Origin of the sequence: Flavobacterium sp. 120 (assembly GCF_003633605.1) — a bacterium.
GTDB lineage: Bacteria > Bacteroidota > Bacteroidia > Flavobacteriales > Flavobacteriaceae > Flavobacterium > Flavobacterium algoritolerans.
In genome coordinates, this window is sequence record NZ_RBKZ01000001.1 from 2,831,261 (window position 1) to 2,853,806 (window position 22,546).

Below are 22,546 nucleotides of genomic sequence, written 5' to 3' on the forward strand. Positions count from 1 at the left end.
TTTATTTTGTTCGTGTCATAATTATTATTTACTTTTGCACCCGTCTTACAATAGATGTACGACATACATAAAAATCATTAAACAAATATTGGAATGTATTTAACTAAAGAGATTAAAGAAGAGATCTTCGCTAAACACGGAGAAAAAACAAACACTGGAAAATCAGAAGCGCAAATTGCTTTGTTCACTTTCAGAATTAGCCACTTAACTGAGCACTTGAAAAAAAATCGTCACGATTATAATACAGAGCGTTCATTAGTATTGCTTGTAGGTAAAAGAAGAGCTTTGTTGGATTACTTGAAGAAAACAGAAATCAACAGATACCGTGAAATTATCAAAGTATTGAATATCAGAAAATAATCAATATAAAAGAGGTGCGAAAGTGCCTCTTTTTGTTTTTATATACAATAATAAAAAAAGTTTGGTTTTTCATTGGGTTTTAGGCATTAACTACGCAAAACAACAACTACAACACAACTAGAACCCATGTTTAACTAATAAATTAAATTTATGATTCCACAATTATTTGTAGAAAGTATCGATTTAGGTGATGGCAGAAACATCACAATCGAGACAGGTCGTTTAGCCAAACAAGCGGATGGATCTGTAGTAGTAAGAATAGGTAAAACTGTTATTTTAGGAACAGTAGTATCTTCAAGAAAAGCAAGTCCTGGTATCGACTTTTTACCACTTACGGTAGATTATCGTGAGAAATTTGCTGCAGCAGGACGTTTCCCTGGTGGTTTCTTCAAAAGAGAAGCTCGTCCAAGTGATAACGAAGTGCTAACAATGCGTTTAGTAGACCGTGTATTGCGTCCGCTTTTCCCAGATGATTATCACGCAGAAGTTCAAGTGATGATTCAATTAATGTCTTATGATGAAGATGTAATGCCTGATGCATTAGCAGGTTTAGCCGCTTCAGCAGCATTAGCTTTATCTGACATTCCTTTCGAAACTTTAATTTCTGAAGCTAGAGTTGGAAGAATTGATGGTAAATTCATCATCAATCCAAGTCGTGCACAATTAGCATTATCTGATATTGATATGATGATTGGAGCTTCAATGGATTCTATCGCAATGGTAGAAGGTGAGATGAAAGAAATTTCGGAAGCAGAAATGCTAGAAGCAATTAAATTTGCACACGAACACATTAAAAATCAAATTGCTGCTCAACTACGTTTGCAAGCTGCTTTTGGAAAAAAAGAAGTTCGTACTTACGAAGGTGAGAAAGAAGATGAGGCTATTTACGCTAAAGTAAAAGCAGCATCTTATGATAAAATTTACGCTATTGCAAGTAAAGGTTCTTCTAAACAAGAACGTACAGCTGCATTTGCAGAAGTAAAAGAAGAAGTAAAAACATTATTTACAGAAGAAGAATTGGCAGAAAATGGCGATTTAGTTTCTAAATATTTTTACAAAACTAACAAAGAAGCGGTTCGTAATGTAACCTTAGATTTAGGAACACGTTTAGATGGAAGAAAAACTACAGAAATCAGACCAATCTGGTGTGAAGTAGATTATTTACCATCTGTACACGGATCTGCATTGTTTACACGTGGAGAAACACAAGCTTTGGCAACAGCAACTTTAGGAACATCTAGAGAAGCAAACCAAATTGACTCTCCGTCTGAACAAGGGGAAGAAAAATTCTACTTACATTATAACTTCCCTCCTTTCTCAACTGGTGAAGCTCGTCCTTTAAGAGGAACTTCAAGAAGAGAAGTAGGTCACGGAAACTTGGCTCAAAGAGCATTAAAAAACATGATTCCAGCTGATTGTCCTTACACAATTCGTGTAGTATCTGAAGTTTTAGAATCTAACGGTTCATCTTCTATGGCAACAGTTTGCGCTGGAACATTATCATTAATGGATGCTGGTATTCAAATGATTCGTCCAGTTTCTGGAATTGCAATGGGATTAATTACTGATGGAGAACGTTTTGCTGTATTGTCTGATATTCTTGGTGATGAAGATCACTTAGGAGATATGGACTTTAAAGTAACTGGAACTTCTGTAGGAATTACAGCTTGTCAAATGGACATCAAAATCGACGGTTTGAAATACGAGATTATGGAAGCTGCTTTAGCTCAAGCTCGTGACGGTCGTTTACATATCCTTGGAAAATTAATCGAAACTTTAGCTGAGCCAAAAGCGGATGTTAAAGCATATGCTCCAAAAATCATTACAAGAACAATTCCTGGTAACTTTATTGGTGCTTTGATTGGACCTGGTGGAAAAGTAATTCAAGAATTACAAAAAGCGACTGGAACAACTATCGTAATCAACGAAGTAGATGAGCAAGGAGTTATAGAAATCTTAGGAACTGACCCTGCAGGAATTGAAGCAGTATTGGCTAAAATTAAGTCAATCACTTTCAAACCACAAATGGGAGAAGCTTACGAAGTAAAAGTTATCAAAATGCTAGATTTTGGTGCAGTTGTAGAGTACCTTGACGCTCCAGGAAACGAAGTATTACTTCACGTTTCTGAATTGGCTTGGGAAAGAACAGAGAATGTTACCGATGTAGTAAACATGGGTGATGTATTCATGATTAAATATTTAGGTTTAGATCCTAAAACTCGTAAAGAGAAAGTATCTAGAAAAGCCTTAATGCCAAGACCTCCACGTGAGGAGAAAAAAGAGTAATCAATTCTTAGTTTACTAAAGGTTTATTTATAAAAAATCCCGTTTCATGAATTTGAAACGGGATTTTTGTTTTTAAATTAAATTATTTTTGAAACTATTGTAACTTTTTTGAAACTCCATACGTATAATCATTTGTACACTTAAAAATTGAGGAGACAAAAAAACATGAGACAACTAAAAATCACCAAGCAGGTAACCAATCGTGAAACTGCTTCATTAGACAAGTATTTACAAGAAATTGGAAAAGTTGACCTTATTACCGCTGACGAAGAGGTAGAATTAGCACAAAAGATTAAAGCCGGTGACCAGAAAGCATTAGAGAAATTGACAAAAGCCAATTTACGTTTCGTGGTTTCGGTAGCAAAACAATATCAAAATCAAGGGTTAACTCTTCCCGATTTGATTAACGAAGGAAATTTAGGATTGATAAAAGCAGCACAACGTTTTGATGAAACTCGTGGTTTCAAATTCATCTCGTATGCCGTTTGGTGGATTCGTCAATCTATTTTACAAGCATTGGCTGAACAATCTCGTATCGTTCGTTTGCCTTTGAACAAAATTGGTTCTATCAATAAAATCAACAAAATGTACGCTTTATTAGAGCAATCTAACGAGCGTCCACCATCTGCTGAGGAAATTGCAAAAGAGCTTGACATGACCGTAAATGACGTAAAAGAGAGCATGAAAAACTCTGGCCGTCACTTATCAATGGATGCACCTCTTGTAGAAGGAGAAGACTCTAACCTATATGACGTTTTACGTTCAGGTGAATCTCCAAATCCAGACAGAGAATTAATCCACGAATCATTGCGTACCGAAATAGAGCGTTCATTAGAAACATTGACTCCAAGAGAGGCTGATGTAGTTCGTTTATACTTTGGTCTTGGTGACCAACACCCAATGACATTAGAGGAAATAGGAGAAACTTTCGACCTAACTCGTGAGCGTGTACGTCAAATCAAGGAAAAAGCAATCCGCAGATTAAAACACACTTCAAGAAGTAAAATACTAAAAACCTATTTAGGATAAAACAGTCAAAAGTCATAAAGTCAAAAATCATAAAGTTTAACAACAGTATGATTTTTGACTTTCGGCTTTAGACTAATAAGTAACGACGGTCTGATTAACTGTTCGTTTTTTGATTGATGATTGAAACTCCGGCTGATTACCGGAGTTTTATTTTTTACAATTGCGAGGTACAAAGCAAACCAATTACATCATTATTTTTTGGGCGTAACCCTCCGTAAAACTTCAGGTCAGGCTTTCGGCTTTATCTCTCCGTTACACTTCGAGGATATTGCCTCAAATGAAATTCACTGAACACCAATAAAAATAAACCCCTAATGAAGTAATCCCTTACGCGTTTTACGAACAACTCGCGAGTTCTCCCTTCATTAAAAAAATTTCTCCAATTGCTCTAAAAAAACTACTTTTGTACAAACAATACAACTACACAATGAAGAATACACTTATTGCACCATCAGTGCTTGCTGCCGATTTTGGAAACCTGCAACGCGACATCGAAATGATTAATAACAGTGAAGCTGATTGGTTTCATATTGATATTATGGATGGCGTATTTGTTCCAAACATTTCTTATGGAATGCCAGTTCTGGAAGCCATTAACCGACATGCAAAAAAAACAATTGACGTTCACTTGATGATTATTCATCCTGACCGTTACATTAAAACTTTTGCTGAGTTAGGAGCAAATGTTCTAAGTGTACACTATGAAGCTTGCACGCACCTTCACAGAACACTGCAAGCCATCAAAGCTGAAGGGATGAAAGCTGGAGTTGCCATCAATCCACACACAAATATTGACTTACTGGAAGACGTAATCAATGATATTGATTTAGTTTGTATCATGAGTGTGAATCCAGGTTTTGGAGGACAATCTTTTATAGAAAACACGTATGCTAAAATTGAAAAGTTAAAAGCTTTAATCACCAAAAAAGGAGCAACTACAATAATTGAAGTTGACGGTGGTGTAACCAATAAAAATGCAAAACAATTAGTAGAAGCCGGAGCTGATGTTTTGGTAGCCGGAAGTTTTGTTTTCAAAGCAGAAAATCCAACGCAAACGATACACGATTTAAAGAAGCTAACAAACTTCTAGAAAATAAAAAATGGCGCTTTAAGCGCCATTTTTTTATTTTAAATATTCTTCTTTAAAATTAATCATTCTTGAAATATGAGCATATAATTCCGGATGTTCCTTTTTGAAAATATGGGGAGTTTCATAAAAATGTTCTAAGATAACCGATAAAAATTCGAATTGATTTTCATAAGCATACAGCCTAAAATAATCTGTTCGAGTTAACTCGTTATTTAAAACTGGATCACTGTAATATTTTACGACTTCATTGAATTCATCAAAAAAGATAATCGCACTTGGATCATTACTTCTTAGGCAATGAAAATGCAACACATGAGAGAACTCGTGCAAACCCAGATTAATATTATCATTTGAGGTTAAATGGCCCAATAAAAAATCTTCCCACGAAAAAACGACCGCTTTCATTCTAGGATTAAATTCTCCTTTATGATACGTTTCGTTCACGGTAGAAAAATAACTGGAAGGATAGATTATAATTTTATTGAATAAACTAACAAGATAGTTCCTCATTCCAAAAGTTAACATCACATACGTTCCCGCAATCAGCATTTGCATTTGTTCCGTAATAGCAATTTCCTTTCCTATAAATTCATATTTAGCAACAAACTCTTTTATTCGATGCTCAAAATACGTTTTCCTTTTAGAAGAAAGCCTATTATAGAATGGAAAATCATTTACTAAAATCTGTCGTTGGCTTGGTTTTAATTTTTTGGAGAAAGGATACCAATGAATGTAAAGTGGCTTATTAAACAGTAAAATATAAGCTGGTTCCACTACTCTAAAAATTAAAAGCAGGAGAAATAATGTTCCAAAAAGTACCGAAATGAAAATTTGTAATGACATATTTTATAACCGCTTTAAAATAAAAAATGCTTCAAAATAATTTCAAGGAAACTTGATTTTTTTGAAGCATTTCTATTTGTATTTGTGGCCGCGACAGGGTTCGAACCTGCAACCCTCAGAGTCGAAATCTGATATTCTATCCAGTTGAACTACGCAGCCATTTGATTTTAGATTGGTGATTAACGATTTTAGATTTATGATGTAAAATCGTTAATTAACAAACATAAAATTTATGTCAATAGTTTTTTAACTATTGTAGAAATTGTCTTTCCTTCGGCTGTTCCACCTAATTGAGCTGCTGCCAATCCCATCACTTTTCCCATTGAAGCAATTCCTGACGCACCAGTTTCTGCAATAATTTTAGCTATTACAGCTTCTACTTCAGCTTCGCTTAATTGTGCCGGCAAGAATTTTTCGATTACTGCAATTTGAGCCAATTCAGGTTCAGCTAAATCCAAACGGTTTTGCTCCGTAAAAATTCTAGCACTTTCCTTACGTGTTTTTACTAATCTTTGAAGCAATTTAACTTCATCATCTTCCGATATTTCTTCCTTAGATCCCGTCGCTGTTTGCGCTAACAGGATTTCAGATTTAATTGCTCTTAAAGCTTCTAATGCAACTGTATCTTTGGCTCTCATGGCGGTTTTCATTTCGTCCATGATTTGTACTGATAAACTCATATTCTTTATTGTTAATTTAGTTAATCGATTATTTGTTTAATCGATTGTTAAAATGCTAATTATGGAAACCATTCTTTTTTTGCCCCAGTCCCGACGCTTCGGGAGTAGTGGAAAGCCTTTTAGGAGAAAATGTATTTTTTCATGGACTTAAAAAGCGACTTTAGAAGCTCTTTTAAGAGTGTAGAAAAAAACATTTTTGACAAAAAGCTTGAAACGACAGCAGGATTAAGGCCCGACAAAATTAAAGAAATTTACTGTAATTAGCAATAGATTGCTTTGTTGCTCGAAACGACAAAAAAATAACCCGAAAATTAAATGAATTTTCGGGCTACCTCATTTTGGTTTGAGTTAGTTAATCTACGTTGTCATGTAAATACGAGTTGTTAGAACGCAACTGTAGATCGTTGTTGCTGTCTGTTCCCACAGAAATTCTCGAATTTGTATTATTGGCTTGATTGTTTGAAATATCTATTCCCAATCTTTTGTAAGCCGGTTCTTTTTCATATTCATCAATTTTAGAAACATTGTTATGAAACTTATAATTGAATTCTTTTAATTTTTTTCTTCTTTCATCGGCTCTCATTCTCAATGACTCCTCGATTGTCATTTCCATTGGAGAAACAGCATCAAAGTCAACAGGTGTATTTACTGATGTATCTACTTGTTTCATTGTGATGTTTAATTCCGCAGGAACAACAACTTCCGGAGTTTTAGCAACTGGTTTTACCATGAAATCGTGCTCTGGCTCCATATACTCTTCAAGAGAATATTTGATAATTCCATTATCAGTCAATTCTGTTACGGGAACAAATTGAACCGCTTCGTTTACTTTGATATCACGAGTTTCATTTGTCAATTCAAACATTACTTTGCTTTCTTCAACTTGCGCTACCGGTTCTGCTTTGAAAAGTGGTAAATCAAATGAGAAAGTAGTTTGTTCTTGTCTTTCGATAACTTTTGGCTGTACTGCTTTTACTTCTGCTACTGGAGATGAAATTGTAAAATCAATATCAGTAATAGGAGAAACAATTTCGAAAGTCACGTCTAAATTTTTAATAAATTCAGACATTACCATCAATTCTTCTTTATTGATAGCTGGCGCCGCTACAACTGGCTCAGGAGCAACAACAGTATCTTCCAACAAATCAAAAACTATTCTTTCGTTTGAGTTAGAAGCTGGAGATTCTGTATTTAAATCAAAAGCTGCAACCGTTTTATTACTTAGATTATGAACACTTCTTTGTTCATCCTCTAATGTGTGTATAATTTTTTTTGGCTCCGTATTTACAATTTCGTTTTGTTGTTCAATATCAAAACCTGTAGCAATAATGGTAACAGCAATAGCATCACCTAGTGATTCGTCTTCACCAACCCCCATGATAATATTTGCATTGTGACCCGCTTCAGCTTGAATATGATCATTGATTTCTCCAATTTCGTCAATTGTAATTTCATTAGTTCCAGAAACGATAAGCAACAATACGTTTTTGGCACCTGTAATTTTATTATCATTTAACAACGGAGAATCTAAAGCAGCAATAATAGCTTCCTTAGCTCTATTCTCACCAGAAGAAACAGAAGATCCCATAATAGCAGTTCCGCTATTATACAATACTGTTTTAGCATCTCTTAAATCGATATTTTGAGTATAGTGATGCGTAATTACTTCAGCAATACCTCTTGAGGCTGTTGCCAAAACTTCATCCGCTTTTGAAAATCCAGCTTTGAAACCAAGATTCCCATATACTTCTCTTAATTTGTTATTATTGATAACAATTAAAGAGTCGACTTGCTTGCGTAATTTTTCTATACCAATTAAGGCTTGTTCCTGACGCACTTTTCCTTCAAATAAGAACGGTAATGTCACAATTCCTACAGTAAGAATATCTCTTTCTTTAGCCAATTGTGCAATAACCGGTGCAGCTCCAGTTCCTGTACCACCACCCATTCCGGCAGTGATGAATACCATTTTAGTATTTCTATCCAACATTTTTTCAATCTCGGAAATACTTTCAATAGCAGATTGCTGTCCTACATCTGGGTTTGCTCCAGCTCCAAGTCCTTCCGTTAAATGTACTCCTAACTGAATTTTGTTAGGCACAGAACTACTTTGTAAGGCTTGAGAGTCCGTATTACATACGATGAAATCTACGCCTTTAATTCCTTGTTTAAACATGTGGTTTATGGCGTTACTTCCGCCTCCACCTACACCAATAACTTTTATTACATTTGATTGGTTCTTTGGTAAATCAAATGAAATACTTCCAAATTCTGAGTTGCTCATCATTTTATTTGGTTTTTGATATTTATTATTAATTATTGTGTTTTTCTGGGCACTGCCCTATTCTGCATTATCTAAGAAATCCTTAATCTTATCAACATAACGGTCAAAGAAATTTCTTTGAATCCTGTTTACGGTAGAATTATGTTTCTCATTTGAGTTTTGATCCTCTTCTTCTTCCTCTTTCTCAAGAACTTCATTCACTACCGGATTTTGAATAACTGCTTGTCGGTATACCGGAGCTTTAGGTTGTTCAATGGCGTCCATTCTTATTGCACTTTGTGTTTTATTCTCAATGCTTTTCATTACTAATCCGACTGCTGTTGCATACAAAGGACTTGAAATCTCCTCATCTGAATTTCCAGCCAAATGTTCGTTTGGATATCCAATTCTAGTATCCATTCCAGTAATGTATTCCACTAACTGTTTGATGTGTTTCAATTGCGCACCACCACCAGTAAGCACAATTCCTGCAATTAATTTTTTTCGAGGATCTTCGTGTCCGTAAGCTTTCACTTCAGTGAATACCTGATCTACAATTTCCACAACACGAGCATGGATTATTTTAGATAGATTTTTCAACGAAATCTCTTTTGGTTCTCTACCTCTTAATCCTGGAATAGAAACAATCTCGTTGTCTTTATTTTCTCCTGGCCAAGCTGATCCAAATTTCACTTTCAATAATTCAGCCTGCTTTTCAATGATCGAACATCCTTCTTTGATATCATCAGTAATCACATTTCCTCCAAAAGGAATTACCGCTGTGTGACGAATAATACCATCTTTGAAAATAGCCAAGTCTGTTGTTCCACCACCAATATCAATCAATGCAACTCCAGCTTCTTTTTCTTCCTGACTCAAAACGGCATCAGCTGAAGCCAATGGTTCCAAGGTCAATCCTGACAATTCAATTCCAGAACTTTGAATACATCTGCCTACATTACGAATCGATGAAGCTTGTCCTACTACAACATGAAAACTAGACTCTAATCTTCCACCATACATCCCGATAGGCTCTTTGATTTCAGATTGTCCGTCAATTTTAAATTCCTGTGGCAAAACATGTATAATTTCTTCGCCAGGTAACATTGCCAATTTATTTACTTGGTCAATCAAAAGCTGAATGTCATTCCCGCCAATTACTTCTTCAGGATTGCTTCTGCTGATGTAATCAGTATGCTGAATACTGCGGATGTGTTGTCCCGCGATTCCTACCACTACATCTTTTATTTTATAGCCTGAATTATTTTCGGCTTCTTGAATCGCTTGCTGTATTGATTGTATGGTTTGAGTGATGTTATTTACCACACCTCTGGCCACACCTAAACTTTTAGATTTTCCTACACCTAAAATTTCTAATTTCCCATACTCATTCTTCTTGCCTATCATGGCAACTATTTTAGTTGTCCCAATATCTAGACCTACTGCAATATTCTCTTTTTCCATTATCTATTTATTTAGTGCAAACTACTTGTTCCGTAAATCGGAGGTCAATTTTTTTATATTTATACAACGAACTATCTAAAACCGCTTTTTGAAAAAAAGCTTTATAATTCTTGAATTTACGCTCGACATTTATCATTCTACCAAAATCAATTTGATAATCAAAATTTCTATTGAGCATTTTTAAGCTTCCATTAGGCATAATTTGAATTCCGATGATGTTTTTTTTCAAAAACGCATCGTCATAGATTAAGCGAAATAAATCGGATAAATCTTCGTTATTTTTTTTATTTATTCCCCCTGAAACAAGTGGAACTCTAGCTGTAAAATTAGTTGACAATGGCATTCTATTACCTTCGTAATCAATATAAAAAGAACCGCTATTATCAAAAACTCTAGCAATAGGAGTTTTTTGTTTCACCACTGCTTTTAACACCCCATCAATACTCACAAATACATCTGATCTTTCAATCATTTCTTGTGCGTTGAGAGTTGTTTCCAGTTTATTCAAATCTAAATTAACTTTTTGAATGCTTGATGCATCTTTTTTATTTTCTATTAACAATTTATTAACCGTTTCTTGCTTTACAAAAGGAGCGTTATCTCCTATAAAAATAACGGCAGATTTCGTCAATTTTCTATTAGCATTACGATTTGACGTAAACGAAAACAGAAAAATTACCAACACAAACATCAGTAATAATCGAATATTTGTCCAATTAAAGAGTCTCATTTATCGCTTTTTTAATTGATGGTACTAATTCTCCAATATCTCCAGCTCCGATCGTTACAATTATGGGAGCATCACTTGCTAAAATTGTTGCAATCAAATCGTCTTTAACTACTATTTTTTTATGACTATTAATCATTTTATCCATCAGCCATTGTGAGTTTATTCCTTCCATTGGCAATTCACGGGCCGGATAAATATCCAATAAAATTATGTCATCAAAAGCAGATAAACTTTTAGCAAAATCATCAGCAAAATCTCTCGTTCTACTAAACAAATGGGGTTGAAAAACTGCCAAAACTTTTTGGTTTGGATACAATTCTCGAACCGCCTGATGCACTGCATTTATCTCTGTTGGATGATGTGCATAATCATCAATATAAACCTTCGCTTCTGTTTTAACCTGATACGAAAATCTTCTTTTTATTCCCTTAAATGACATAATGGCTTTTGCAATGGCATCGGTTGGGGTGCCGAATAATTTTGCCATTGCGATAGCCATTAATGCATTCATTAAATTATGTCTTCCCGGTAAACCAAAATGTAAATCTTTAATTACTTCTGTAGGCGTTTGTACATCAAAAACATAGCTGCCATTTCCTATTCTAACATTAAAAGCTTTAAAAACAGCATCTTCGTTTACAGCACAGGTTACACCTTCTATTGCTAATTCTTTTGTTATAAAAAGATTGCTTTTATCTTCTATTTTGGAAGCAAATTCAAGAAAAGATTCCTCAATTGCTTCACTGGTACCGTAAATATCCAAATGATCCGCATCCATAGAAGTTATACAGGCAATATTGGGATGTAAATGCAGGAATGAACGATCAAATTCATCGGCTTCAACAACAGTTACTGTTTTTCCGCTTCCTATTAAATTCGAATTATAATTCTCAACTATTCCACCTATAAAGGCAGTAACATCAGCACCACTTTCGTTTAAAATATGCCCTAAAATTCCTGATGTTGTTGTTTTTCCGTGTGTTCCGGCAACTGCAAAACAAAAAGTATCTTTTGTAATTATTCCTAAAACCTCTGCTCTTTTCTTAACTTGAAAATCTCTTTCCAAGAAATAATTCCACTCTGAATGCGTCTTAGGAACTGCAGGAGTAATAATCACCAAAGTATTTTCTATGTAAAAATCTTTTGGAATCGCATCAATGCTGTCTTCAAAATGAATTGAAATTCCACTTTCTATTAATTCATTAGTAAGGGCCGATGGTGTTTTATCATAACCTGAGACATTCTTGCCCAGATTCTTGAAATAACGAGCCAAATTACTCATCCCAATGCCTCCGATTCCGATAAAATAGACGTTATGTATTTGATTTAAGTTCATTTTATTTTGAGTCTTTGGTGTATTATCTTTTTTATTTCTATCTAATTAGCTTTACAATTTCGTCAACAATTTGTTTTGTTGCTTCTGGCATAGCCAATAATTTTATATTTTCACTCAGCTGATTTTGCTTTCCCTGATCTTTCAGCAAGACTTCAAAAACAAGACTGAACTGTGATTCAAGTTCTGATTCTTTCAGAATCAAAGCTCCTTTTTTATCGACTATGGCTTGTGCATTTTTAGTTTGATGGTCTTCGGCAACATTTGGGGACGGAATAAAAATTACCGGTTTACCCACAATACACAACTCCGAAACGGATGATGCACCTGCACGAGAAATAACAATATCTGCCGCTGCATAAACTAAATCCATTCTTTCAATAAAAGCGACCACCTGAACATTAGCTGAATTGTATTTTTTATAATCTTCCAAATACAACTTTCCGCATTGCCAAATCACCTGAACATTTTGAGAAAGCATATTTGGCAACTCTTTTTCGATTAATTGGTTTACTCTTCTGGCGCCAAGGCTTCCTCCAAGAACCAACAATGTTTTTTTATTTGAATCTAAATTAAAATATTGAATTGCTTCTTCTCTTTTACTTTCGATATCAATTAAATCCTGACGCACTGGATTTCCAGTCAAAATCATTTTCTCTTTTGGAAAAAATCGTTCCAGATTTTCATAAGCAACACAAATTTTGTTTGCCTTTTTACTCAACAGTTTATTGGTAATTCCCGGAAAGGAATTTTGTTCTTGAATCACTGTTGGAATTCCTGCAATCGTGGCTGCTTGTAATAACGGACCACTTGCAAAACCACCTGTTCCAATAACCACATCTGGCTTGAACTGTTTGATTATTGTTCGGGATTTTAATAAACTTGAAAGCAACTTAATTGGAAAAAGAGCATTGTCAAATGTCAATCTACGTTGTAAACCTGATATCCAAAGTCCTTTTATATTGTAACCTGCCTGAGGTACTTTTTGCATTTCCATTTTGTCTTTGGCACCTACAAAAAGAAAATCTGCATCAGGAAAACGAGCTTTTAATTCATTTGCAATAGCAATTGCAGGATAGATATGTCCACCCGTTCCGCCACCACTTAATATGAATTTATACTGTTTCATTTTTATTAATTTCTAATTTTATAAAACCACTTATTTATTTAAAACCGCGTGCATCGGATTATTAGCTTTATCTTCTATCGAATAATTCTCCGCTACTATCTCTTCTTCTTCTAATTCCCGGTCAATTAATTTTTGAAGCGCTTCTTCTCTCTTGGCAGCATCTTTCAATTCCTGCGCAATTTCTTCTTCTTTTTTCGTAACACTAATGATGATTCCAAGTGCAAAACAAGTCATCCAGATTGAACTTCCTCCACTACTGATTAGGGGCAATGTTTGTCCCGTAACCGGCAATAATTCAACCGCTACAGCCATATTTACCATCGCCTGAAATATCATGGGGAAACCCAATCCCACAACTACTAATTTTCCAAACAGTGAATTGGCTTTATGCGATGCTATTACAAATCGAAACAACAATAATAAATACAACATCAATACTCCTAAACCACCTAAAAGCCCATATTCTTCGACGATTATGGCAAAAATAAAATCGGAGGAAGATTGAGGCAAAAAGTTCTTTTGAACACTTTTTCCTGGACCTAATCCATATATTTTTCCGGAAGCTATAGCAATTTTAGCTTTCTCTATTTGATAATCATCTTCATCAGGTTTATCACTGGTAAAATTATCAATACGACTAATCCAAGTATCGACACGATTAGGAAAAGCATCCGGAAAAGCTTTAGCCACAAGAATAAAAAATGCAAGAAATACTATTCCTGACCCTACAACAATTCCAATATAACGCAACGGATATTTTCCAATGAAAACCAACATCAACACCATGGAGAAAATTAATGCCGTAGTAGAAAAATTGGCCGGAAGAATGAATGCCAACGTAATGAATACCGGCAACCAAAGCTCCCAAATTGATGATTTAAAAGAAATAGGAACTTCTCGGGTTTTAGACAAATAACGCGCTACAAAAATAAACAACACCATTGCTGCCAATGTTGAAGTTTGAAACGTAACCCCTATGAACGGAACCTGAATCCATCGACTGGCATTGGCACCAGCAATTACTGTTCCCTTTATTAATGTGTAGGCCAATAATACCCAAACAATATACAACGCTCCTTTGGAAACAGCCTTAAAATAGTGGTAAGGTACTTTATGTACCATAAAAATAATGGTAAAACCAATACAGATATGCACAATATGTTTAACCAAATAACCTAATGTATTTCCGTTTCCTTGTCCGATATAAGCCAAATTACTACTAGCACTAAAAACAGGCATAAATGAAAACAAGGCCAATAAGGCCACGAATGACCAAATACCTTTATCTCCTTTTAAATTGTTCACTAGTTGTTTCATTTCTTATTAGTTTAAAGTTTTGTGTTTAACGTTTAAAGTTTCTCAACCTTAAACTTTAAACCTTAAACATTCCTATAAATTCTTAACTGCTTGTTTGAATTGTTTTCCTCTGTCTTCGTAGTTTTCGAATAAATCGAAACTGGCACATGCAGGGGACAATAAAACTGTATCGCCTTTTTCTGACAATCTTTGGGCCATTTTCACGGCATCATTCATAGTAGAGACTTCAATCATTATATCGACTACGTTACCAAAAACATCAATGATTTTTTTATTATCCACACCAAGACAGATAATCGCTTTTACTTTTTCACGAACTAATGACATCAATTCATTGTAATCATTTCCTTTATCAACACCTCCCACAATCCAAACTGTAGGTGTATTCATGCTGTCTAATGCAAAAAAAGTGGCGTTTACATTGGTTGCTTTTGAATCATTGATATATTGTACATTCTGAATTTTCAATACTTTTTCAAGACGGTGTTCCACTCCCTGAAAATTAGATAAACTTTCACGTATTGTAGATTTTCTAATCTGCATCAATTTTGCCACAGAGGTTGCTGCCATTGCGTTTTTCATGTTATGTTTTCCTTCTAAGGCAATATGTTCTGTGTCCATTGTAAACTCTTCGTGATTGATTGAAATTTCCATTTTGTTGTTTTTTATATAAGCTCCTTCGCTGAAAGTTTTTGTCAATGAAAAAGGAATTAATTTGGCTTTTGTTGTATGTGTCTTAAACCATTCTGTAATGGCTTCATCATCGGCATCATAAATGAGGTAATCTTCCTCGGTTTGATTCATCGTAATTCTAAACTTTGCATCAATGTAATTCTCATATTTGTAATCGTATCGATCTAAATGATCTGGACTAATATTCGTAATAATGGCAATATGTGGCTTAAAATTCAAGATTCCGTCCAATTGAAAACTGCTCAACTCCAACACATAAGAATCATATTTATTATCTGCTACTTGCCAGGCAAAACTCTTTCCAATATTCCCTCCCAATCCTACATTTAACCCTGCAGATTTCAGCAAATGATGTGTAAGCATTGTGGTAGTTGTCTTTCCATTACTACCGGTAATCCCTATTATGGTTGCATCTGTAAAAGGTGCAGCGAATTCAATTTCAGACAATACTGGAATTCCTTTTTCAATAAGCTTCTTTACTATTGGAGACTTATCCGGAATTCCTGGACTTTTCATGACCACATCAGCATTCAAAATCAAATCTTCGGTATGCTTTTCCTCTTCCCAAGCTATTCCATTAATGATAAGAACCTCTTTGTAATTTCCTTTTATCTTTCCGAAATCAGATACAAAAACTTCATATCCTTTTTTCTTGCCCAGAATAGCAGTACCTACACCACTTTCTCCTCCACCTAAGATTACTAACCTCATGTTATCTTAATTTTAAAGTAACAATTGACAGTATGGCGAGCATTATGGCAACAATCCAAAAACGCGTTACTATTTTACTTTCATGATACCCTTTCTTCTGATAATGATGATGCAAAGGAGACATTAGAAATATTCTTCGGCCTTCGCCAAAGCGTTTCTTGGTATACTTAAAATAACTTACTTGTAAAACCACCGATAGATTTTCGACAAGGAAAATTCCGCACAATAAAGGAATCAACATTTCTTTTCGAACGGCAATTGCCAGAACTGCAATAATTCCACCAATAGTCAAACTTCCTGTATCGCCCATAAATACCGATGCAGGATACGAGTTGTACCAAAGAAATCCAATCAATGATCCCACAAATGCGGCTATAAAAACCGTCATTTCCCCTGAATTAGGAATATACATTATATTCAAGTAATTGGAGAAAATTATATTTCCTGAAACGAACGTAAATATTCCTAACGCCAGAACTGAAACAGCAGAAGTTCCTGCGGCAAGTCCATCAATTCCATCCGTTAAATTAGCACCATTAGAAACTGCCGTTATAATGAAAATAACAACTGGAATAAAAATTAACCAAGCCCATTTTTCGTATCCTTCGCCAGTCCATGCTAATAATTCAGCATAATCAAATTCATTATTTTTAAAGAACGGGATTGTAGTAGCCGTAGATTTTTCTTCTACTGGCGCAGGCAAAATCACCGTTTGTGCTGGCACTTTAAAAATATCCGATGTAGAAGTATCTGTACGAACCGTAACACCAGGACTAAAATAAAGAACCGTACCTACTATTAAACCAAGACCTACTTGTCCTACAACTTTGAATATTCCTTTTAAACCTTCTTTATCTTTCTTGAAAATTTTGATATAATCATCTATAAAACCAATTGTTCCCATCCAAAGTGTGGTTACAATCAACAAAACAATGTAGATGTTATGCAGTTTTGCAAAAAGCACAACTGGAACCAGAGTGGCAAATATGATAATTAACCCACCCATTGTTGGTGTTCCCGCTTTTTCATTTTGACCAGCCAGACCAAGTTCACGAACGGTTTCTCCCACTTGCTGCCTTTGCAGAAAACGGATGATTCTTTTACCATAAATTGTAGACAATAGCAAAGAAAGCATCAATGCTAACGCTGATCTAAAAGTGATGTACTGAAAAACACCTGTTCCAGGAACATCTAATATTTTGTCTAAATATTCAAATAAATAGTATAGCATATATCTTTGTTTATTTGGTTAATCGTTGATTTGTTTATTTGCTGATTTGATTACTATTAGATTAAACAGTTAACCAAATCAACGATTAAACTTTTATTTTCCTAGTTGATCTAATATTTCTTTAACTATTTTCATATCGTCAAAATCATGACGGATACCATTTATTTCCTGATACGTTTCATGTCCTTTCCCGGCAATTAAAATAATATCATTGGGCTGAGCCAATTGGCAAGCCGTTTTTATAGCTTGTTTCCTATCGGTTATGGTCAACATTTTTTTATAATTCTGAGGAGCAACGCCTAATTCCATTTCTGCAATAATTGCTTCCGGGTCTTCATTTCTTGGATTATCCGAAGTAAAAATTGCTTTATCACTTAAATCCGACGCAATGCCAGCCATAATTGGTCGCTTGGTTTTATCTCTATTTCCTCCACAACCTACAACCGTAATTAGTTGTTCGTTTTTTGTACGAATGTCATTAATCGTTTTTAGCACATTTTCTAATGCATCCGGTGTATGCGCATAATCTACAATCGCTGTAATATTTGAAGCAGAAACAATAAATTGAAAACGTCCCGAAACACTTTCTAAATCAGATAATAATCGAAGTACTTCTAAACTCTCCATTCCTAGCTCTATCGCAGTCCCATAAATAGCCAATAAATTATAGGCATTAAATGTTCCTATCAGCTTCACCCAAACTTCATTTCCGTTTATTTTCAACAACAAACCTGATAATTGATTTTCCAGAATTTGCGCTTTATAATCCGCATACGATTTTAAGGCATAGGTCAGTTTTTTTGCCACAGTATTCTGCAACATCACCTGTCCATTTTTATCATCAATATTGGACAATGCAAAAGCTGTTTTAGGCAAATTATCAAAAAACGATTTTTTCACATCTCTGTATTCTGCAAACGTTGGATGGTAATCCAAATGATCGTGAGACAAATTGGTAAAAATACCGCCAACAAAATGCAACGCTTCAGTTCTTTTCTGATGAATTCCATGAGAACTCACTTCCATAAAACAATATTCGACACCGTTTTCAACCATCTCCTTTAGGTAATGATTTATCGTAATCGAATCTGGAGTCGTGTGAGTCGCTTTATATTCAACATCATCAACCAAAATTTTTACTGTCGAAAGTAATCCAACTTTAAAACCTGCCTTTTTAAACAATTGGTACAACAAAGAAGCAATGGTCGTTTTACCGTTTGTTCCCGTGATTCCAACCAATTTCAAGTTTTGAGACGGATCTCCAAAATAATTTGCAGCCATAAATGCCAAGGCCGAATTCGTATCTTTTACCTGAACATAAGTAATTCCTTTAGCAATATTCTCCGGAAATGTATCGCATATAACCGCTACAGCACCCTGCTCAATTGCTTTTTCTATAAAATCGTGACCATCAGAAATGGAGCCACGAATAGCCACAAAAATATCATTAGACCCGATTTTTCTAGAATCGAAATCCATTTTATTAATAGTAATATCCGTCGAACCTTTTACAGCTTCGATAGCTACTTTATACAATATATCTTTTAATATACTCATGATAATTCCAATAGTATAGTTGTATTTTTTACAATATTCTGACCCGCAGCAAGTGATTGTTTTTTCACTTTACCAACTCCAACAGCCTTTACTTTTACTCCTAAATTCTCTAATAAAGCAACCGCATCCATTCCAGACATTCCTTTCACATTTGGAATTAATTGCAATTTCTTTTCTGATTTTACAAAGTAAGAATCATAATTATTCTCCTGCTTTTGTATTTTCCTATTTAGATTTTTAATCTCATTTGTTGAAGGCGCATCGGTGAAAATCTTTTGAGCAATTCTCTTGAAAACTGGTCCGGCAACATCAGCTCCATAATAATTATTCATTGATGTATTTGGTGCATGAACTACAACAATGCAAGAATATTTAGGATGCTCAGCAGGAAAAAACCCTACGAAAGATGAAATATAATGTTTGTCATTTCCGCCATTTTTTCCATAATTGGCTTGCGCTGTTCCTGTTTTTCCTGCCATAGAAAAATCTTTAGAATATAGCTTTGCTCCTGTTCCTCTTTTTACCACATTTGATAAAAGCGCTTTTAATTTTTTGATAGTTGCATCTGAACAAATCTTCGGATTGATAATTTGTTTATCGTATTTCTTGATGGTTTTATTCCATTCTTTAATTTCTGAAACGAATTGTGGTTTTACCATTTCTCCGTTATTTGCAACAGCATTATACAAAGTCAAAGTTTGCAAAGGTGTCATTGCAACACTATATCCAAAAGCCATCCATGGTAAAATATTAGGATTCCAATTTTTATCTGATGTTTGGTGAACAATAGGTTTTCCTTCACCTTGAAATGGTAATCCAAGAGGTTTGTTTAAACCCATTTTATTTATTCTATCGATAAATTGCTGTGGATTATTTTTATAATTTTCTACAACAGCCTGAACTAAAATAGTATTGGAAGAAACTTCAAAACCTTTTCCAAGCGATATTTTTCCATATCCGCCTTCATGTGAATCACGAACTTTATCACCTCTGTAAGTTATAACACCACCACGACTATCGTAAACCTTAGATGTATCGACTTTATTATCATCCAAAAGCGCAATCATATCTACCAATTTGAAGGTAGAACCTGGTTCATGAGATTCTGCAACAGCATAATTTATAGTTTCATAATAATTACCTGATTTCTCGTCTCTTCCCAAATTAGAAATCGCTTTAACCTGACCGGTTTTGGTTTCCATAACCACCACACAACCATGTTCAGCGCCATATTCTTCCAATTGTTTCAACAAGGCATGATGCGCAATATCTTGAATGTAAACATCAATAGTAGAAATTACATCGTATCCATCTTGCGGATCAACTTCGTTTACATCACGAATGGGTTTCCATTGCCCTTTTGCAATTTTTTGTTTTAAAATTTTACCGTCTTTTCCATTTAGATATTTTCCAAAAGCACCTTCTATTCCTACTCTTTTTAATTGACCACTTTCGTCAATTCTATCGTAACCAATAGTTCTTTCAGCGATTTTACCAATTGGGTGTTCTCTTACGGTTTCTTGTTCAATTATAATTCCGCCCTTGTAAGCACCCAAATTGAACAACGGAAAGCTTTTTATTTTAGAATACTGTGTATAACTTAATTTACGGGCAACTAAATAATATCTGTTTTTATTAGCCCTGGCTTTTCTTAATTCATTTTCAAAAAAACTAGACGGTTTTCCTAAAACCGATGCCAATGAATCTGACAATGACTTAACATTTCTTTCAAATGCTTCAGCTTTTGGAGCTACGGCATCAAAACGTATTTCATAATTCGGAATAGAAGTAGCTAAAAGGCTTCCGTCTGCAGAATATATATTTCCTTTATTTGCTGGAATCACAAAATTCTTAACGGTTCTTTCCTTGGCTAATTTTCTATAATAATCGCCTTCAACCCATTGAATATTTGTCAATTTTACAGCAATAGCAATAGCCATCAATAAGATAGCGAATGCAACCAGATAAATTCTGTACGATATGTATTTATCTTCTACTGCCATATTTTTTTGAAAAAGCTTTTTTCTTCTTCTTTTTTAACCTTTATTTTTATTGGAGGAACTGTTGACGGAAAAATTTCTTTTGCTATCATTTTTTCAGAAACAGTCGATTCCATTTTTAATTTCATTAATTCTGAGCGTCTGTCCACAAATTCTGAACGCAACTCTTTAACCTGATTTGTCAACTCTGCAATCCTAAATACTTTCTGCTCAAATCGCTGTGTATTAGCAATCATAACAATCGCCAATAGAATTACAAAAACAATAAACCGCCAGTTTTTTACCGCATCATCATTTATAAGAAACCGCGCTTTCAATAGGCTGTAAACTCCGTTTTTCATTTTTATGACTAATTATATCTTCTCAGCAATTCTTAATTTGGCACTTCTTGCTCTATTGTTCTCTTTTATTTCAGCATTATCCGGAACAATTAATTTTCCAACCGTTTTAAATGGCACTGAAAAATTACCAAAAAAGTCACGTTCAGGTTCTCCTTCAAACATTCCGTTTTTCATAAATCTTTTCACCAATCGATCTTCTAATGAATGATATGAAATCACGCTCAATCTTCCGCCTGGATTCAATACTTCTAAAGATTGTTCCAAAAACTCTTTCAAAACATCCATTTCTTGATTCACTTCAATTCGAATCGCCTGATAAATTTGAGCCAATATTTTATTCCTAACTCTTTCCGGTAAATATCTCGCCAAGACCTCTTTTAATTCATCAGTCGTCTTGATTGGCTGTTCCTCTCTGGCTTCTATAATTGTTCTGGACAAAGCAGGTGCATTTTTCAATTCTCCATAATCCAAAAACACCCTTCTCAAATTCGCATCATCATATTCATTGACAACCCGATAGGCATTCAAATCATTTTTTTGACTCATTCTCATATCCAACCCCGCATCAAAACGAGTAGAAAAACCTCTTTCAGGAACGTCAAACTGATGGGAGGAAACTCCTAAATCTGCCAAGATTCCATCAACACTTTTCACCCCATAAAAACGCAAAAACCGTTTTATAAAACGGAAATTCTCATTAATCAGCGTAAATCTTTCATCAGGCAAAGCATTCGCCAAAGCATCTTCATCCTGATCGAAAGCAAACAGCTTTCCGTTTGGCCCGAGTCTTTTCAATATTTCTTTCGAATGTCCTCCACCACCAAAAGTGACATCAACATAAATGCCGTCTGGCTTAATATTTAAACCATCTACTGATGCATGAAGCAAAACCGGATTATGATATTCCATTGTCGTCGTCATTTATATTTCCCATTACTTCTTCTGCCAAATCTGCAAAATCAACATCCTCACCATTTATTGATTTTTCGTATAAATCTTTATCCCAAATCTCAACAATATTCACTGCTGATGAGAACACAACCTCTTTAGTAATACTCGCAAACATCACCAAATCCTTTGGTACTAATAACCTGCCTAAAGTATCTATCTCAACTACTTTAACTCCAGCAGTAAACCTGCGGATAAAGTCATTGTTTTTCTTCACGAACCGATTCAGTTTATTGATTTTTTGCATCATCAAATCCCATTCGCTCATAGGATACAACTCCAAACAGGGTTGAAACACGGAACGCTTCAAAACAAAGCCGTTTTGAAGTGAAGCAGCCAATTGCTTTTTCAAAGGCGCTGGCAACAGCAACCTTCCTTTAGCATCGACTTTACATTCATATGTTCCAATAATTGTATCCAATCAAAAAGTTTTAAATGATGTTGAGCAAAAATATAAAAAATATTACCACAATTTACCACTATATCCCACTTTGTTAATAAGTTTAACCACTTTGAAACAAAAACCCTTAATTTTTGGACA

General features: G+C 34.7%; 19 protein-coding genes and 1 tRNA gene. 4 read left to right on the forward strand and 16 right to left on the reverse strand.

From position 1 onward, the window contains the following. The first annotated feature begins 93 nt into the window (after positions 1-93). The 4 genes from rpsO (at position 94) to rpe (ending at position 4,765) form a co-directional block, all read left to right on the forward strand. Entirely contained in the window at positions 94-360 is a 267-nt protein-coding gene (rpsO, locus tag C8C87_RS12085) for a 30S ribosomal protein S15 (protein WP_035670202.1), read from the forward strand. Between the two features lie 150 nt (positions 361-510). Beyond that, on the forward strand, positions 511-2,646 hold the full coding sequence (locus C8C87_RS12090) for a polyribonucleotide nucleotidyltransferase (protein ID WP_121342766.1): 2,136 nt from the start codon (positions 511-513) through the stop codon (positions 2,644-2,646). A 165-nt stretch (positions 2,647-2,811) separates the two neighbouring features. Continuing rightward, entirely contained in the window at positions 2,812-3,675 is an 864-nt protein-coding gene (locus tag C8C87_RS12095) for an RNA polymerase sigma factor RpoD/SigA (protein ID WP_007137700.1), read from the forward strand. Positions 3,676-4,102: 427 nt separating this feature from the next. Next, positions 4,103-4,765, forward strand: a complete 663-nt coding sequence (rpe, locus tag C8C87_RS12100; protein ID WP_121342767.1) for a ribulose-phosphate 3-epimerase — start codon at positions 4,103-4,105, stop codon at positions 4,763-4,765. Positions 4,766-4,798: 33 nt separating this feature from the next. On the opposite strand, the gene C8C87_RS12105 is transcribed toward rpe, so the two are convergent. The 16 genes from C8C87_RS12105 to mraZ form a co-directional block, all read right to left on the reverse strand. Continuing rightward, a complete protein-coding gene (locus tag C8C87_RS12105; protein WP_121342768.1) occupies positions 4,799-5,608 on the reverse strand; it encodes a zinc-dependent peptidase in 810 nt (269 codons plus the stop codon). An 85-nt stretch (positions 5,609-5,693) separates the two neighbouring features. Further along, a tRNA-Arg gene (locus C8C87_RS12110) sits at positions 5,694-5,767 on the reverse strand. 71 nt (positions 5,768-5,838) lie between these two features. After that, positions 5,839-6,288 carry a GatB/YqeY domain-containing protein gene (locus tag C8C87_RS12115; RefSeq protein ID WP_121342769.1) on the reverse strand — a complete coding sequence of 150 codons (450 nt, stop codon included), beginning with the start codon at positions 6,286-6,288 and terminating at the stop codon, positions 5,839-5,841. Between the two features lie 352 nt (positions 6,289-6,640). Continuing rightward, positions 6,641-8,575, reverse strand: coding sequence for a cell division protein FtsZ (gene ftsZ / locus C8C87_RS12120; RefSeq protein ID WP_121342770.1), 1,935 nt, complete (start codon positions 8,573-8,575; stop codon positions 6,641-6,643). A 54-nt stretch (positions 8,576-8,629) separates the two neighbouring features. Beyond that, positions 8,630-10,015: a cell division protein FtsA gene (gene ftsA / locus C8C87_RS12125; protein ID WP_121342771.1), complete on the reverse strand. Its 1,386-nt coding sequence runs from the start codon at positions 10,013-10,015 to the stop codon at positions 8,630-8,632. A gap of 7 nt (positions 10,016-10,022) precedes the next feature. Further along, positions 10,023-10,745, reverse strand: coding sequence for a cell division protein FtsQ/DivIB (locus C8C87_RS12130; protein WP_121342772.1), 723 nt, complete (start codon positions 10,743-10,745; stop codon positions 10,023-10,025). Beyond that, the gene (gene murC, locus C8C87_RS12135; protein ID WP_121342773.1) at positions 10,732-12,081 is read right to left on the reverse strand and encodes a UDP-N-acetylmuramate--L-alanine ligase; all 1,350 of its coding nucleotides are present in this window, start codon (positions 12,079-12,081) and stop codon (positions 10,732-10,734) included. The genes C8C87_RS12130 and murC overlap by 14 nt, the downstream gene beginning before the upstream one ends. A gap of 37 nt (positions 12,082-12,118) precedes the next feature. Next, on the reverse strand, positions 12,119-13,207 hold the full coding sequence (gene murG / locus C8C87_RS12140) for an undecaprenyldiphospho-muramoylpentapeptide beta-N-acetylglucosaminyltransferase (RefSeq protein WP_121342774.1): 1,089 nt from the start codon (positions 13,205-13,207) through the stop codon (positions 12,119-12,121). A gap of 30 nt (positions 13,208-13,237) precedes the next feature. Continuing rightward, positions 13,238-14,524, reverse strand: coding sequence for an FtsW/RodA/SpoVE family cell cycle protein (locus tag C8C87_RS12145; RefSeq protein ID WP_121342775.1), 1,287 nt, complete (start codon positions 14,522-14,524; stop codon positions 13,238-13,240). A gap of 72 nt (positions 14,525-14,596) precedes the next feature. Next, on the reverse strand, positions 14,597-15,928 hold the full coding sequence (gene murD, locus C8C87_RS12150; RefSeq protein ID WP_121342776.1) for a UDP-N-acetylmuramoyl-L-alanine--D-glutamate ligase: 1,332 nt from the start codon (positions 15,926-15,928) through the stop codon (positions 14,597-14,599). Position 15,929: 1 nt separating this feature from the next. Further along, on the reverse strand, positions 15,930-17,159 hold the full coding sequence (gene mraY, locus C8C87_RS12155) for a phospho-N-acetylmuramoyl-pentapeptide-transferase (protein ID WP_099714442.1): 1,230 nt from the start codon (positions 17,157-17,159) through the stop codon (positions 15,930-15,932). 93 nt (positions 17,160-17,252) lie between these two features. Continuing rightward, complete coding sequence (locus C8C87_RS12160) at positions 17,253-18,716, reverse strand: UDP-N-acetylmuramoyl-L-alanyl-D-glutamate--2,6-diaminopimelate ligase (RefSeq protein ID WP_099714441.1); 1,464 nt, start codon at positions 18,714-18,716, stop codon at positions 17,253-17,255. Further along, entirely contained in the window at positions 18,713-20,719 is a 2,007-nt protein-coding gene (locus C8C87_RS12165) for a penicillin-binding protein (RefSeq protein WP_121342777.1), read from the reverse strand. The genes C8C87_RS12160 and C8C87_RS12165 overlap by 4 nt, the downstream gene beginning before the upstream one ends. Continuing rightward, positions 20,710-21,057, reverse strand: coding sequence for an FtsL-like putative cell division protein (locus C8C87_RS12170; protein WP_099714439.1), 348 nt, complete (start codon positions 21,055-21,057; stop codon positions 20,710-20,712). Before C8C87_RS12170 ends, C8C87_RS12165 begins: the two co-directional genes overlap by 10 nt. A 12-nt stretch (positions 21,058-21,069) precedes the next feature. Beyond that, a complete protein-coding gene (gene rsmH / locus C8C87_RS12175) occupies positions 21,070-21,978 on the reverse strand; it encodes a 16S rRNA (cytosine(1402)-N(4))-methyltransferase RsmH (protein WP_199716383.1) in 909 nt (302 codons plus the stop codon). Next, a complete protein-coding gene (mraZ, locus tag C8C87_RS12180; RefSeq protein WP_121342778.1) occupies positions 21,953-22,426 on the reverse strand; it encodes a division/cell wall cluster transcriptional repressor MraZ in 474 nt (157 codons plus the stop codon). The genes rsmH and mraZ overlap by 26 nt, the downstream gene beginning before the upstream one ends. Between the last annotated feature and the right edge of the window lie 120 nt (positions 22,427-22,546).

What these genes read in the sequence shown, in the direction of transcription:
- rpsO (WP_035670202.1), top strand. Translation starts at nt 94, where the DNA reads ATGTATTTAACTAAAGAGATTAAAGAAGAGATCTTCGCTAAACACGGA.
- C8C87_RS12090 (WP_121342766.1), top strand. Translation starts at nt 511, where the DNA reads ATGATTCCACAATTATTTGTAGAAAGTATCGATTTAGGTGATGGCAGA.
- C8C87_RS12095 (WP_007137700.1), top strand. Translation starts at nt 2,812, where the DNA reads ATGAGACAACTAAAAATCACCAAGCAGGTAACCAATCGTGAAACTGCT.
- rpe (WP_121342767.1), top strand. Translation starts at nt 4,103, where the DNA reads ATGAAGAATACACTTATTGCACCATCAGTGCTTGCTGCCGATTTTGGA.
- C8C87_RS12105 (WP_121342768.1), bottom strand. Translation starts at nt 5,608, where the DNA reads ATGTCATTACAAATTTTCATTTCGGTACTTTTTGGAACATTATTTCTC.
- C8C87_RS12115 (WP_121342769.1), bottom strand. Translation starts at nt 6,288, where the DNA reads ATGAGTTTATCAGTACAAATCATGGACGAAATGAAAACCGCCATGAGA.
- ftsZ (WP_121342770.1), bottom strand. Translation starts at nt 8,575, where the DNA reads ATGATGAGCAACTCAGAATTTGGAAGTATTTCATTTGATTTACCAAAG.
- ftsA (WP_121342771.1), bottom strand. Translation starts at nt 10,015, where the DNA reads ATGGAAAAAGAGAATATTGCAGTAGGTCTAGATATTGGGACAACTAAA.
- C8C87_RS12130 (WP_121342772.1), bottom strand. Translation starts at nt 10,745, where the DNA reads ATGAGACTCTTTAATTGGACAAATATTCGATTATTACTGATGTTTGTG.
- murC (WP_121342773.1), bottom strand. Translation starts at nt 12,081, where the DNA reads ATGAACTTAAATCAAATACATAACGTCTATTTTATCGGAATCGGAGGC.
- murG (WP_121342774.1), bottom strand. Translation starts at nt 13,207, where the DNA reads ATGAAACAGTATAAATTCATATTAAGTGGTGGCGGAACGGGTGGACAT.
- C8C87_RS12145 (WP_121342775.1), bottom strand. Translation starts at nt 14,524, where the DNA reads ATGAAACAACTAGTGAACAATTTAAAAGGAGATAAAGGTATTTGGTCA.
- murD (WP_121342776.1), bottom strand. Translation starts at nt 15,928, where the DNA reads ATGAGGTTAGTAATCTTAGGTGGAGGAGAAAGTGGTGTAGGTACTGCT.
- mraY (WP_099714442.1), bottom strand. Translation starts at nt 17,159, where the DNA reads ATGCTATACTATTTATTTGAATATTTAGACAAAATATTAGATGTTCCT.
- C8C87_RS12160 (WP_099714441.1), bottom strand. Translation starts at nt 18,716, where the DNA reads ATGAGTATATTAAAAGATATATTGTATAAAGTAGCTATCGAAGCTGTA.
- C8C87_RS12165 (WP_121342777.1), bottom strand. Translation starts at nt 20,719, where the DNA reads ATGGCAGTAGAAGATAAATACATATCGTACAGAATTTATCTGGTTGCA.
- C8C87_RS12170 (WP_099714439.1), bottom strand. Translation starts at nt 21,057, where the DNA reads ATGAAAAACGGAGTTTACAGCCTATTGAAAGCGCGGTTTCTTATAAAT.
- rsmH (WP_199716383.1), bottom strand. Translation starts at nt 21,978, where the DNA reads ATGACGACGACAATGGAATATCATAATCCGGTTTTGCTTCATGCATCA.